At 41.9% G+C, this 13620-nt stretch carries 12 protein-coding genes; 5 read left to right on the top strand and 7 right to left on the bottom strand.

All coding sequences use genetic code 11. The features are described from left to right. Nucleotides 1–224: 224 nt before the first annotated feature. A complete protein-coding gene (locus AACS00_RS15990; protein ID WP_110167978.1) occupies nt 225–1052 on the bottom strand; it encodes an SDR family oxidoreductase in 828 nt (275 codons plus the stop codon). Between the two features lie 11 nt (nt 1053–1063). Next, on the bottom strand, nt 1064–1975 hold the full coding sequence (locus AACS00_RS15985) for a TIGR01777 family oxidoreductase (protein ID WP_110167977.1): 912 nt from the start codon (nt 1973–1975) through the stop codon (nt 1064–1066). A gap of 284 nt (nt 1976–2259) precedes the next feature. On the opposite strand from AACS00_RS15985, the gene yfcE reads away from it, so the two are divergent. After that, on the top strand, nt 2260–2811 hold the full coding sequence (yfcE, locus tag AACS00_RS15980) for a phosphodiesterase (RefSeq protein WP_110167985.1): 552 nt from the start codon (nt 2260–2262) through the stop codon (nt 2809–2811). Nucleotides 2812–2842: 31 nt separating this feature from the next. Here yfcE and AACS00_RS15975 read toward each other — a convergent pair whose 3' ends face one another. Genes AACS00_RS15975 through AACS00_RS15965 form a run of 3 tightly spaced genes read right to left on the bottom strand, consistent with a single transcriptional unit; the run spans nt 2843 to nt 4543 of the window. Then, nucleotides 2843–3118, bottom strand: coding sequence for a SelT/SelW/SelH family protein (locus tag AACS00_RS15975; protein WP_072668623.1), 276 nt, complete (start codon nt 3116–3118; stop codon nt 2843–2845). A 27-nt stretch (nt 3119–3145) separates the two neighbouring features. Further along, a complete protein-coding gene (locus AACS00_RS15970; protein WP_072668622.1) occupies nt 3146–3676 on the bottom strand; it encodes a regulatory protein ToxS in 531 nt (176 codons plus the stop codon). A gap of 9 nt (nt 3677–3685) precedes the next feature. Next, nucleotides 3686–4543 carry a winged helix-turn-helix domain-containing protein gene (locus AACS00_RS15965; protein ID WP_110167975.1) on the bottom strand — a complete coding sequence of 286 codons (858 nt, stop codon included), beginning with the start codon at nt 4541–4543 and terminating at the stop codon, nt 3686–3688. Between the two features lie 400 nt (nt 4544–4943). Between AACS00_RS15965 and htpG the strand changes: the two genes are divergently transcribed. From htpG to hemH, 3 genes are all read left to right on the top strand, one after another. Beyond that, on the top strand, nt 4944–6848 hold the full coding sequence (htpG, locus tag AACS00_RS15960) for a molecular chaperone HtpG (RefSeq protein ID WP_110167974.1): 1905 nt from the start codon (nt 4944–4946) through the stop codon (nt 6846–6848). A gap of 256 nt (nt 6849–7104) precedes the next feature. Then, nucleotides 7105–7749, top strand: coding sequence for an adenylate kinase (gene adk / locus AACS00_RS15955; protein ID WP_072668619.1), 645 nt, complete (start codon nt 7105–7107; stop codon nt 7747–7749). Between the two features lie 135 nt (nt 7750–7884). After that, nucleotides 7885–8847: a ferrochelatase gene (gene hemH / locus AACS00_RS15950; protein WP_110167984.1), complete on the top strand. Its 963-nt coding sequence runs from the start codon at nt 7885–7887 to the stop codon at nt 8845–8847. A gap of 168 nt (nt 8848–9015) precedes the next feature. On the opposite strand, the gene dtpA is transcribed toward hemH, so the two are convergent. Next, nucleotides 9016–10506: a dipeptide/tripeptide permease DtpA gene (dtpA, locus tag AACS00_RS15945; RefSeq protein WP_110167973.1), complete on the bottom strand. Its 1491-nt coding sequence runs from the start codon at nt 10504–10506 to the stop codon at nt 9016–9018. Nucleotides 10507–11106: 600 nt separating this feature from the next. On the opposite strand from dtpA, the gene rfaH reads away from it, so the two are divergent. Next, nucleotides 11107–11598, top strand: a complete 492-nt coding sequence (gene rfaH / locus AACS00_RS15940; RefSeq protein ID WP_072668617.1) for a transcription/translation regulatory transformer protein RfaH — start codon at nt 11107–11109, stop codon at nt 11596–11598. 112 nt (nt 11599–11710) lie between these two features. Here the strand turns inward: rfaH and asnB are convergent, their stop codons facing one another. Beyond that, nucleotides 11711–13375 (bottom strand): asparagine synthase B, encoded by a 1665-nt coding sequence (gene asnB, locus AACS00_RS15935; protein WP_072668616.1) that lies wholly within the window; start codon nt 13373–13375, stop codon nt 11711–11713. Nucleotides 13376–13620: the final 245 nt, after the last annotated feature.

Here is a 13620-nt window from a genome sequence, read left to right as displayed (position 1 = left end):
ATGGAAGTTCTGCGGCATTCTGGCTACGCAATAACGAGGAAAGACTTGCTCGTAGCTGCAACCATACTTGCTCAAAATCTATTCAGGTACGGTTGCGCTTTGGGGAAATTATGAGGGGATCCCTCAGTGCTCAGTAGGCGGTGTGATACCGTTATTGATATCTTATTTTGGATATCTCCTGAACATGTTCAGTATGACAAATCAATATGACGAATAAATGACAGCTAAGCGGCTTTGAGTAACAGTTTATCTAATATTCGGCTGGGTAAGAGTCTTTTTAATAGCGCAAATACCTTGGTTGGTAAGGTCACTCGGTAGCGAATTTTAGGTTGTTTGGCTTCTAAAGCATGCAATATTGGCGCTAAACAGGCTTCTGCAGGCAGAGCAAAAGGATGATTTGATTGACTATTCTCTAAGCGAGACAATTGGGCTTGATAAGCTTGGTGGTGAAGAGAATGCTCAATATTGATCCAACGTTTAAAAGCGGTTAATGCATTAGCGCGAAATTCAGTATTAATGGGGCCTGGTTCAAGTAGACTAATATGAATATTGCTCGCTTGGAGTTCTAAACGCAAGGTATCTGTCCATCCCTCAATGGCAAATTTAGAGGCATTGTAAGCGCCACGATATTTCATTGCAGCAAAGCCTAAAATAGAGCTATTTTGAATAATTCGCCCATAGCCTTGTTGACGAAAGTGGGGAAGTAATAAAGTCGTTAACGTATGCCAGCCAAAAAAATTAGTTTCAAATTGAGCTCGTAATGCCGCAGTTGATAGGTCTTCTAGCGCGCCAGGTTGACCATAAGCGCCATTATTAAAGAGGGCGTACAGTTGATGGTTTGAAAGTTCGAGTGCTGCTTTTACTCCCTGATGAATACTCTGTTCATCACTGAGATCCAACTGAATACACGTGAAGCCCTCTTGCTGTAGGCGTTCGACATCATCGATATGTCGACAAGAGGCAATAACATCATAGCCACGTTGTTTCAGCGCTAGAGCCGCCATATAGCCAATGCCAGTTGAACAACCTGTAATAAGTATTGAGCGAGTCATAACGGTTCCAATTAATGGTGATGGGGGAGAAGGTGTTTTAATGCTGGTTCAATCCGTGAAAAGTTAAACTGGAAGCCTAACTCTGTCAGTTTTTTCGGTTTGGCGCGTAAGCTATCAAAGAGTAACTCGCTTGCTTCACCAAGCAACAGTTGTATCGCCCAGCGTGGTGTGGTTAAAAAATGAGGCTTTCGGATGCTTGCAGCGAGAGTTTGGCTAAACAAAGCGTTAGTGACTGGATGCGGAGCACACATATTGAAAGCGCCTTGAGCATGTTCGGTTTCCAACAGAAAGACGATCGCTCTTACCATATCACTAATGTGGATCCATGGCATATACTGGGTACCGCAGCCAATCGGTCCTCCTAATCCTAACCGATAGGGAGGAAGCATTTTTTTTAATGCTCCTCCTTCTGGCGATAAGACAATACCTGTCCGCATTAAACAAACACGTGTTCTTGATGATTGGGCTCGCATCGCTGTTTGTTCCCAAACGGCACAAACATGATGGGAAAATTGCTGGTTTTGTACTTGTAAACTCTCATCGAAGGGATGATCTTGCTGATCGCCATAATACCCTACCGCAGAGCCACTCAGAAAAATTTTTGGCGGAGTGGTACTCGCGTGGATCAATTCAACCAACTGCTCAGTTAATTGCCAGCGGCTTTGGCAAATGCGTTGTTTTTGTTTGGCGGTCCATCGTTTATCGGCAATCGGTTCCCCAGCTAAATTAATCACCGCATCGAAGTGATTAAGATCATGCCATTGATTAATATCACTAATGAACGAGATTTTAGTGTTAGCATGGGCAAGTTGCCGTTGTGCTTTAGTGATATCTCGTGTGAGGATGACGATATCATGAGTGATTAATTGTTTGATCAACTCGCGACCAATTAAGCCCGTTCCACCAGTGATAAATATGTTCATTTTGCCTCCTTGCATCGGTAATGTATTAAGCAAACAAACGCTTAACCAGCTTATGTGTATCTCTCTTAGTGTTCAAGTTTTTCTCTTATCCAGCAGAGCCTTCGAGGAAATATTGTCACTATTCATGATGATAACGATTGCTCCCGATGACGTAGACCATGAAAAAACGTACAATTACATTTTTTATAAACCCAATAGGTCGTTGACATTTTACGAGACAATATTGATTTATCGTGGTCTGTTTATCGTCGTCCACGATCTAATTTTAGATGGGGGATGAGATGATGAAACTGTTCTTTGCTTCTGACTTGCATGGCGCTTTACCTACGACCGAAAAAATGTTGCAGCAGTTTATCCAGTCTGGAGCTAATACATTGGTATTATTGGGTGATTTATTGAATCACGGCCCAAGAAACCCGATTCCTGAAGGGTATAACCCAACCGCTGTCGCCGAAAAATTAAATGACTACGCCAAACAAATTATTGCAGTGCGGGGGAATTGCGATAGCGAAGTGGATCAAATGTTATTGGATTTTCCAATCATGAGTGACTTTGCGTGGGTACTCTTACCTTCAGGGCAGCGATTATTTTTAACTCATGGCCATCTGTATAACGATAGCCATCTGCCACCTTTATCGCGGGGAGATGCCCTTATACGCGGGCATACTCATATCATACGAGCCGAGCGGTGTGATGAATATTACCTATTGAATCCCGGTTCGGTGACTTTTCCTCGTGACCATGGAGTCGCCAGTTTTGCTGTCTTAGACGGATTGTGTTTCACCATCCATGCCTTTGATGGAGAAATCTTAGCATCGCTTGACCTTTCACAATAATATTTTTCTAAGTCATGTTGAGCGCTATTCGTTAGCGATCAACATGACCTAAATCGCGTTGTGGATCGATAATATCTCTGACTCGTTGCTTTAATATTTTTGCTTCAGGGAAGCCATCATCTCTTTTTCGCTCCCAAATTGAGTGTTGGTTGCAAAATATCTCAAAACGTCCACCAGTATCTGGGTGTAAAGAGACCATTTCAATTTCTTCACTAAACGTCTGTAACAGCTCTTGGCTCAACCAAGAAGCTCTCAGCATCCATTGGCATTGTCGACAATAATAAATATCAATTTTTGCTTTGTTCATTAATAACTCATGATGTAAAAATGATCGCTACCCATTACCAAACAATACCGTTGAACCATGATTCAAACTGGTGAGTAGTAAGGTTTTCTTATTAATAATATCAATCCTGCGGCTCTGTTGAGCGTCCATCTTAAACAGTTGAGTGATTAACTGCAGCTGCTTGGGCGTAAAATCTTTACTGTAAGAGGATGAGATATCTTTAAATTCTGTCGGTGAAACGAGAAGGTAGTTATCACTGATGCTCCATTCTCCAGACTCAGAGATATTAATAATGTTATCAGGGCGGTCGGCTGATGAAGGCTCAATAGAGTATAACTTGACTCTCGAAACCCGTAAGTAAGTGCCATTTGGCAGATATTTTACGTTTGAAGAAACGTCAACGCGATGCAGAGGCCCCACTGCATTATTGGGTTGAGTGGTTTCGATTAAAGTAATCATTCTTGATTGCCACTCACGTGACATCAATACATTGTCTAATTTCGTCTCATTCGTCCAATAGATCCAACTACTGACAACCGTTGAGATAAGCAATAAAAATGCAGAGATTTGTTTCGTCATCGTTGTTCCTTACTGGCACACTTTATCGGTGTCATCTGGGTTAGCAAAAATCCGCAAAGTAATATTTTCCCCAGAAAATTGAGGTAAATGAATATAGTTCAAGATCAGTTGACCATTATCACCACCTGTCGCGATCACTTCTTTCAGGATCGTATCATCAGAGCGCATCGAGTGATGCTTTTGGATGCACGATTTAATCAGTGGCAGCCACGTGCTTAGATCGGGATGATTGATCGGCGCGCTGATCACAACATTATTGACGACCGCTAGCTGGCGAAATTGTGAAGAAGACGGCGAGCTAAAAAACAGTACCATAATGGGTAATAAGATAGCACACACTAACATCGCCAGTGAGCGAAGATCGGATAAGCGTTTAGCCGAAGCGGCCTCTTTAGGGCTAATAAAGGTATCGTTAGATTTACTGGTGATATTAGTATTCATCGCCCCTGAAACTGTGCTCTCATCTTGTTGGATCGCGTTATTGTCTGAGATTGCATCGGGAGCCGTGGTGACTGGCTCTAGTGGCAGAATGGGTTCCACGCTAGCAATAAACTGATAACCACGTTTGGGCACCGTTTTAATGAACAACGGGAGTTTTGTTGAGTCCTTAAGCATTTTTCGCAGTGTAGAAATGGCTTGAGTTAAACTAGAGTCGTCGACTTCAAAGCCTTGTTCTCGCCACACATAATTGTGTAGGTCATCACGAGAAATGATTTGGTTAGGATGTTGAACAAACATAGAGAGAATACGACTCTCATTACTGCCGAGCCGTGTTTCTTCTTCTCCGGTTTGTTCGACCAATAAGTTTGATGTCGAGTCAAAAATAAACCGATTGGCAAGAATGAATTTGCTAGCTAAATTGCTCATTGAGTTCTTCTTTTTTAATGGTTGTTACTCAAAATGGCCAAGTTCTTCGCGCTTGGTGTTTTACTGTCCTAGCTCTAGGTTATTCGTTCACATTGATGGTTATAAAAATGAGCACCTTCGATGAAACAACCGCTTTTTATCGTTACTTTTTGAAGCAACGCCACTGTATTAAGTCGTTTTTAGTGCTATCGATGACCGCGTTTTCATTAACCTGATCAAAACTTTGCAGGGGTGAAACCTAAAACCAGTAGAGAATAATCAAAAAAAATCCAAAAAACAGTGTTTTTATGTTTTTTGACCTTGAATTTACATTGCCAAGCCACATGTTAATAGCAAATCTATGTTCTTCCTACCCATTTTAGTGTGATGGATAGGGTTTGATATGATACACGGAGCTAAAATGAGCGAGACGACAACCAACAACAAAGAAACACGTGGTTTTCAATCTGAAGTAAAGCAATTACTTCATTTGATGATTCATTCTTTATACTCCAACAAAGAGATCTTTTTACGTGAGTTGATTTCTAATGCTTCTGATGCGGCAGATAAACTGCGCTTCCAAGCGTTATCCAATCCTGATTGGTATCAAGGTGATGCAGAATTAGGCGTCAAACTGTCGTTTGATGCTAAAGCTAATACGTTGACCATTTCAGACAATGGTATCGGGATGAGTCGTGAGGATGTGATTGAGCACTTGGGTACGATTGCGAAATCAGGCACGGCTGAATTCTTTTCTAAGTTGTCGCAAGAGCAGTCTAAAGATTCACAATTAATCGGCCAGTTTGGTGTTGGTTTCTATTCTGCGTTTATTGTTGCCGATGCCGTGACGGTACGTACTCGTGCAGCAGGATTGGCGGCTGATCAAGCAGTACAATGGCACTCACAAGGAGAAGGTGAGTACACCGTTGAAACGATAGAAAAAGCTTCGCGCGGTACCGATATTGTTTTGCACATGCGTGACGAGGGTAAAGAGTTCTTATCTGAGTGGCGTTTACGAGAAATTATCTCTAAATACTCTGATCATATTGGTATTCCAGTTTACATTCAAACATCGGTCCGTGATGATGAAGGGAAAGAAACGGGAGAAGTTAAGTGGGAGCAAATTAACAAGGCTCAAGCCCTATGGACTCGCTCTAAATCTGACGTCAGTGATGAAGAGTATCAAGAGTTTTATAAGCATGTATCCCACGATTTTGCAGATCCGTTGACTTGGAGCCATAACAAAGTTGAAGGGAAAAACGACTATACCAGCTTACTGTATATTCCGGCTAAAGCACCTTGGGATATGTACAACCGTGACCATAAACATGGTTTGAAATTGTACGTACAACGTGTCTTTATCATGGATGATGCTGAGCAGTTCATGCCGTCGTACCTACGTTTTGTTCGTGGATTAATTGACTCTAACGATTTACCGCTCAACGTCTCGCGAGAAATCTTACAAGATAATAAAGTGACGCAATCGCTACGCAATGCTTGTACCAAACGTGTATTGACCATGCTTGAGCGTCTTGCCTCGAACGACAGTGAGAAGTACCAAACGTTTTGGAAAGAGTTTGGTCTCGTGATGAAAGAGGGGCCTGCTGAGGATTTTGCTAATCGTGAAAAAATCGCTGGATTACTGCGTTTTGCCTCAACTCATGAAGAGTCTGCACAACAGAACGTGAGCTTAGCTGCGTATGTTGAGCGAATGAAAGAAGGTCAAGAGGTGATTTACTACTTGACGGCAGATAGCTATCTAGCGGCAAAAAACAGCCCTCACTTGGAGCAATTCAAAGCCAAAGGCATTGAAGTCATTCTGATGTACGATCGAATTGATGAGTGGTTGATGAACTACTTAACCGAATTTGATGGTAAATCTTTCCAATCTATTACCAAAGCGGGTTTGGATTTGAGTAAGTTTGACGATGAAGCTGAGAAAGAGAAGCACAAAGAAACGGAGCAAGAGTTTCAAACAGTGGTTGAGCGTATCAAAACTTACTTAGGTTCAAGAGTGAAAGACGTTCGTACCACGTTTAAGCTTGCTTCAACGCCTGCTGTTGTAGTTACCGATGATGGTGAAATGGGCACGCAAATGGCCAAACTATTAGCCGCTGCAGGACAAGCCGTGCCGGAAGTGAAGTATATTTTTGAGATCAACCCGGAGCATAGCATGGTCAAACGCATGGCTGATGAAGCCGATGAGCAAGCATTTGGTCAATGGGTTGAAGTTTTATTGGGACAAGCGATGCTCGCTGAGCGCGGAGCAATGGAAGATCCGACTCAGTATGTTAAAGCGGTCAATGAGTTATTAACCCACGCATAACTCTATTGTCTTAAGCGATAAGACCAAACTCGCCATTGTGCGAGTTTGGTCTTTGTGAAGCGGCGTGATTCTTTAGTCTTACTCTGCTCTTTTTGGTGGATTTTATGTTAGAATCACTCGCTTAAATGATTTGACCACCTTGTGTGGTCTCTATTTTAATGACCAGTTTTTATCTTATTATACCGAAACTTACCGTCTCTCAATACCGTTAGGCTGTGAGCTTCGGTATAACACAATTTTCAAAAGAGGATTAAACATGCGCATCATTCTTCTCGGCGCTCCGGGTGCAGGTAAAGGCACACAGGCTCAATTCATCATGGAGAAATATGGTATCCCACAAATTTCTACTGGTGATATGCTACGTGCTGCTATCAAAGCGGGCACTGAGCTTGGTAAAAAAGCGAAATCAGTGATTGACGCTGGTCAGCTTGTTTCTGATGACATTATTTTAGGTCTGATTAAAGAGCGTATCGCTCAAGCTGATTGTGAAAAAGGTTTTTTACTGGATGGTTTTCCTCGCACAATTCCGCAAGCCGATGGTCTTAAAGCGATGGGAATTAACGTGGATTATGTGATTGAATTTGATGTTGCTGATGATGTGATTGTTGAGCGTATGGCGGGTCGTCGAGCGCATCTGCCTTCTGGTCGCACCTATCACGCCATCTATAACCCACCTAAAGTGGCGGGCAAAGACGATATTACCGGTGAAGATTTAGTAGTGCGCGATGATGATAAAGAAGAGACAGTACGTGCTCGTCTTAGTGTCTATCATGACCAAACTGCACCTTTGATCGAATACTATGGCAAAGAAGCAGCGGCTGGCCACACGCAATATTTAAAATTTGATGGTACCAAGCAAGTTGCTGAAGTTAGTGCTGATATTGAAAAAGCGTTGGCATAATTGTCTCCCTGTTGGCAATGTGTTTAGGTAAACTAACGTATTGATCATAAAAGCGACCTTTGCGGTCGCTTTTTTTAAACTTTTTTGTTGTTGGCACGTATTTACTGTTCTGTGTGGAATAAATCAATGGAAGTTATGCAAACGAAAAAAAAGCTTGGTGTACTACTGGCTAATTTAGGTACGCCAGATGAACCTACTCCGAAAGCCGTCAAACGATTTTTAAGTCAGTTTTTACATGATCAGCGTGTAGTTGATTTGACGCGTTGGATATGGTGTCCATTACTCCATGGCATTATTTTACCGTTACGCTCTCCTCGAGTTGCCAAGCTGTATCAATCGGTTTGGATGGAGGAAGGATCGCCGTTGTTGGTTTATTCAAAGCGACAACAAAAGAAACTTCAACAGCGTCTTGGTGTTCCGGTTGAGCTAGGTATGACGTATGGAACCCCAAGTTTACTGAGCGGCGTACAAGCACTACGTGATCAAGGCGTTGAAAAAATAATAGTATTACCGCTCTATCCACAATATTCAGCAACCACAACAGCAGCGGTGTGGGATGGTTTAGCCAAAGGAATGAAAACGCTAAGGGTTATACCCGAGATTGATTTTATTACTGATTACCATGACCACCCCTTATACATTCGTGCGTTAGCTGACAAAGTTCGCACTTCGTGGAGTGAAAGAGGGCAAGGTGATGTATTAATTTGCTCTTATCATGGCATACCGAAACGTTATGCTGATAATGGTGATATTTATCCTCAACACTGCCAGCAAACGACCCATTTACTCGCCCAAGAATTAGGTCTGAGTGATCAACAAGTCATGATGACTTACCAATCGCAGTTTGGTAAAGAGGAGTGGTTGCAGCCTTATACCGACAAAACTATGCAGGCTTTACCTTCACAAGGGGTAAAAAAAATCGATATTCTTTGCCCAGCTTTTGCAGTTGATTGTCTGGAAACCTTGGAAGAAATTAGCGAAGAGAATAAACATCTTTTTCTTGAGGCTGGAGGGGAAGCATTTAATTATATTGCTTGTCTTAATGACTCTGATCGACATATTGAGATGATGGTTGACTTAATCCAGATCCGTTATTAATGGGAGAGTGTTTCTGTTGTTGGTCAGCAATATAACTAAAGCAGTGTGGCTGTTTGATTCAAAAAATGCTCACACTGGGGAAATGATCCAAAAAGCCAAACGGCGACGTTTGGCTTTTTGGATCAAGGTGACCGCTACAGTAAAGAGAAGCTGTAGAGATCAACCTGTTTATGCTTCAACGGGAGTCAGCGCTTCAACTTCTTCGCTACTACTTTGACAAATTTTGCTCAGCATTGGTGCGATCAAGAAAGTTAAGACGGTAATACCTGCCGTCACATAACCAATTTTTCCAAATACATTACCATAAATAGCCAGTGATTCTTGCGCTGTGGTAATGTGTTGAGGGACGGATGTTAAGCTTGCTACCCATCCAGCAGCAACCGCAGCGGTAGCTGAGGTTAAAAACCACATCCCCATTGCAAATCCCATCATACGTTGTGGGACCAATTGAGCCACCATTGCCAAGCCAAGCCCTGATACTAATAACTCACCGATCGATTGGAATAGATAGCTGATCACTAACCAGTTTGAACTGATGATCCCTTGAGTATTCGCAAAATATGTCGACCAGGAAAGGACCAAGAAAGAAAGTGCGCATAGCCCCATACCAATGGCGAATTTAAATGGCATGGCTAAACGCTCACCCAATTTACCGTATAACATGGCTAATAACGGACTTGCTAACATGATCCAAAATGGATTAAGCGCTTGGAACTGTTCTGGTTCAACGTTAAAGCCAAGTAGCGTTGGATTAACGTTATGAATGGCGAAAAAGTTTAATGATGTCGGCATTTGGAAGTAGAGCACAAAAAAGACCACTCCTTGTAGCATGAGAGCAAAGGCGACAAGCATTTTTTTACGCTCTAATCCGGTCATGGAAAAGGTTTCTTTAAAATAACAACCTAAGATGGTTAAGCCAGCTATAACTAAAATCATATGGGCTAAGAACAGATTTTGTAATAGATAACTAGAGATAAAGCTTGCGACTACAGAGCCTAGAATAACCACCAGCAATGAACGACGATTGACGGGGTTGAGATCCGCAGGCGAGCCAACTTTTTTGAGCATTTTTAAGCACATCATAAAGTTAACGACTGTGATCGCTAGACCAATCGCACTCACACCAAAAGCCATGCCATATCCTGCACGTTCAGCGACTATTGGAGTGATGATCATCGAAAAGAATGATCCAAGGTTGATGGCCATATAGTACATCGTAAAGGCACCATCGAGTCGAGGATCGTTATCGGCATAAACCTTAGAGAGTAAGCTGGATGGGTTAGCTTTAAATAAGCCATTACCGACAGTGATAAATCCCATCGCGATATAAATCAGTGTAGGCCCTCCCCAGTGACCATCTGTTGTCGATAAACCTAATAATAGATAACCGACCATTAAAATAATTGCACCAAGAGTGATAGCGCGTTTTGTGCCAATGACCTTATCGCCAATCCAACCGCCAGCGGCCACAAATCCGTAAACCAAAGCGGAGAATGCACCAAATAAAACAAAGGAAGCTGACTCACTCATGCCTAAGATTTTGACCATATATACTGTCAAAATCGCTTGCATACCGTAGAAGCCAAAACGCTCCCAAAACTCAATGGAAAAAATCAAATAAAATGACTTCGGTTGCTTGAATATATTCAAGTCAGACATACTGCTCTTCCTGTAAGTGTATCTCTGTTTATCTTACCGCCATGACGATTCGTTAATCGTATTCGAAATGTCGGTAGTGCAGAGATTATTAATCTAGTTGTTATTATTCCCGAATCACGCTTGACGTTGGTATCAACAGAGGTAGCTACTGATTGACGAAAAACATCAAGTCGTGTGGGTTATAAACTTAGTAATAATTTGTTTCATTGTGAGATACGTATACCGCTAAGTGTATAGTGCTGCAATACAGTAAATGAAAACTAAGAAACCACTAAAAATGTAATATTTTGAAAAATAAAATATTTTTAACTTTTCTTGATGTCGATGTTAGGTGAAAACTAAGTTTTCATATTTGGTTTCATTTTCAAGATCGATGAGTGATTGCTTTAACTATTGTTGTCACTTGTTGTTCAGGATCGCTTGATCAATGATTCTCCTTATCAAACAACTGGATAATGTATGATTAATGTTAATATCGGGCACCACTTGTCGAGCGGCGTATTTCTTTGCTTCCCACTTCCAGCTGTTTAGGTATACTTTCTCTCATGCCCAATACATAAGTGGCGCAAATAAAGAATAATTAGAAGGCTGGCTAAGGTTATGAAAGGTTGGTATCTGCTTTATTGTAAGCGAGGCGAACAAGCAAGGGCGAAATGCCATCTTGAGAATCAAGGGGTTGAGTGTTTTTACCCGCAAATGGAAGTTGAGAAGATTCTCCGCGGTAAAAGAAAAAAAGTACAAGAGCCTGTTTTCCCTTCTTATATTTTTGTATGTTTTGATTATAAGCAAGGGCCGACTTTTACGACGGTTCGTTCAACACGTGGTGTCGTTGATTTTGTACGTTTTGGTCCAGAGCCCAAAGAGTTATCAGAAGCGTTAGTAGCAGAGCTAAAAAAATTGGATTATTTGCCACATCGTGAGCAACTTGGATTACCAGAAGTCGGGCAGGAAATTGAAGTCAAAGGTGGTCAGTTTTGTGGTATTCGTGCTTTATATCAAGAGCCGGACGGTGAGGCACGCTCAATGATGTTAGTGCAGATGATTAATCAACCAGTAGTCATTAGTATTGATAATAAAGATTTGGATTTGTAAATGCTACAGAGAGAAATAAGCATCTAAGTTTATTTCTCTACGATGATTTTATAGGATGAAATAAACCATCAAGGCGCGATTAATGCGCCTTGATAGCTAATGGGCTATTTAATTAATAAGCTTCATTGTGTACGGCTTTTACTGCTCGACCTGAAGGGTCAATACAGTTTTTGAAAGACTCATCCCATTCTACGGCCTTGGCAGAGGAGCAGGCGACGGATGGACCACCAGGTACACAGCGTGCTGCAGACTCTAATGGGAACAGCTCTTCAAAGATTTCTCGATACACATAACCTTCTTTGGTTGTTGGTGTATTGTACGGGAAACGGAATTTAGCCGTTGCCATCTGTTGATCGCTAACTTTCGCTTCTGCGGTTGATTTCAAGGTGTCTATCCAGTTATAGCCGACGCCATCGGAAAATTGCTCTTTTTGACGCCAAGCAATCGAATCTGGTAAATAGTCTTGAAAGCATTCGCGTAAGATGTGTTTTTCCATCTTACCATTACCACACATTTTGTCGGCTGGGTTGAGACGCATGGCGACATCAATAAACTCTTTATCCAAGAACGGTACACGCCCTTCAACCCCCCACGCCGCGAGTGATTTATTCGCTCGAGCACAATCAAACAGGTTTAATGCGAGTAGCTTACGGACGGTTTCTTCATGAAACTCTTGCGCATTCGGCGCTTTATGAAAGTAAAGATACCCACCAAATATTTCGTCAGCGCCTTCACCCGATAGCACCATTTTTATACCCATCGCTTTAATTTTTCGTCCGAGTAAAAACATCGGTGTTGAAGCGCGAATGGTTGTCACGTCGTAAGTTTCAATGTGATAAATCACATCACGAATGGCATCCAGTCCTTCTTGAATGGTATAGGTCATTTCATGATGTATTGTGCCGATTTTTTCAGCTACTTCACGAGCGGCTTTTAAATCAGGTGCGCCTTCTAGACCAATGGCAAACGAGTGTAGTTGAGGCCACCACGCGGCTGATTGTTCATCATCTTCAATACGCATTGCGGCGTAACGTTTGGCGATTGCCGAAGTAATAGAAGAATCTAATCCCCCAGATAATAACACGCCATAAGGTACATCGGTCATTAACTGGCGTTTGACCGCCGCTTCTAATGCTTCGGTGAGTTCTTCTTTACTCGATAAGTTATCTTTTACAGCATGGTACTCAGTCCAGTCACGTAAGTAATAACGATGAGGCTCCGGATCGGTTGAGCTAAAGTAGCTGCCTGGAGGGAATTCACTGATCGATTTACAAACTGGCACCAATGCTTTCATTTCTGAGGCGACATAGTAGTTGCCATGCTCATCGTGACCTTGATAGAGCGGGATGATCCCAATATGGTCGCGGCCAATTAGGAATTGATCCTTTTCTTGGTCATAAAGAGCAAAAGCAAAAATACCATTGAGCTCTTCGAGCAATTCAGCACCTTTGTCTTGGTAGAGAGCCAAAATGACTTCACAATCGGAATCGGTTTGAAAGTCGTATTTGTCTTGATAACGGGCACGAATCTCTTTGTGGTTATAAATTTCCCCATTAACAGCAAGAATAAGTTTTTTATCAGGGCTATACAGTGGCTGAGCACCACTATTGAGACCAACAATCGCCAAGCGCTCATGAGCAAGAATAGCGCGTTCAGAAGTGTAAATACCAGACCAATCGGGGCCACGGTGACGTAGCTTTTTAGACATTTCTAAGGCAATTGTCCGTAATGCACTGGCGTCACTTTTAATGTCTAAGATACCAAAGATAGAACACATACCGCTTCCTTAATTAGATGATGTTTAATCAGATGACTTCAATCTGCCATTTTGGTTAAAAAAGGCAATACTTCTTTGTTTAAAAATTTAATTATTGGTTCTTAAGGTGAATTTTATCTAATTTAAATGGCTTTTAGGTGAATGAGGTCTAATTTGTGTCGAATAAAACAGCAGTTTAGATGATGGAGAGGCTAACTGGAAAGGGGAACTCCCCAATAGCGCTAATGATAACGTTCATGGGGAAA

This window comes from Vibrio sp. 11986-1-5 (assembly GCF_963878025.1).
In the GTDB taxonomy this organism is placed as follows: Bacteria; Pseudomonadota; Gammaproteobacteria; order Enterobacterales; family Vibrionaceae; genus Vibrio; species Vibrio injensis.
The sequence above is the reverse complement of the archived record's forward strand: the minus strand, read 5'-3'. Positions and strand labels throughout refer to the sequence as shown.

Bases quoted from the DNA above. Each gene is read 5' to 3' on its own strand.
- AACS00_RS15990 (WP_110167978.1), bottom strand. From the start codon at position 1,052: ATGACTCGCTCAATACTTATTACAGGTTGTTCAACTGGCATTGGCTAT.
- AACS00_RS15985 (WP_110167977.1), bottom strand. From the start codon at position 1,975: ATGAACATATTTATCACTGGTGGAACGGGCTTAATTGGTCGCGAGTTG.
- yfcE (WP_110167985.1), top strand. From the start codon at position 2,260: ATGAAACTGTTCTTTGCTTCTGACTTGCATGGCGCTTTACCTACGACC.
- AACS00_RS15975 (WP_072668623.1), bottom strand. From the start codon at position 3,118: ATGAACAAAGCAAAAATTGATATTTATTATTGTCGACAATGCCAATGG.
- AACS00_RS15970 (WP_072668622.1), bottom strand. From the start codon at position 3,676: ATGACGAAACAAATCTCTGCATTTTTATTGCTTATCTCAACGGTTGTC.
- AACS00_RS15965 (WP_110167975.1), bottom strand. From the start codon at position 4,543: ATGAGCAATTTAGCTAGCAAATTCATTCTTGCCAATCGGTTTATTTTT.
- htpG (WP_110167974.1), top strand. From the start codon at position 4,944: ATGAGCGAGACGACAACCAACAACAAAGAAACACGTGGTTTTCAATCT.
- adk (WP_072668619.1), top strand. From the start codon at position 7,105: ATGCGCATCATTCTTCTCGGCGCTCCGGGTGCAGGTAAAGGCACACAG.
- hemH (WP_110167984.1), top strand. From the start codon at position 7,885: ATGCAAACGAAAAAAAAGCTTGGTGTACTACTGGCTAATTTAGGTACG.
- dtpA (WP_110167973.1), bottom strand. From the start codon at position 10,506: ATGTCTGACTTGAATATATTCAAGCAACCGAAGTCATTTTATTTGATT.
- rfaH (WP_072668617.1), top strand. From the start codon at position 11,107: ATGAAAGGTTGGTATCTGCTTTATTGTAAGCGAGGCGAACAAGCAAGG.
- asnB (WP_072668616.1), bottom strand. From the start codon at position 13,375: ATGTGTTCTATCTTTGGTATCTTAGACATTAAAAGTGACGCCAGTGCA.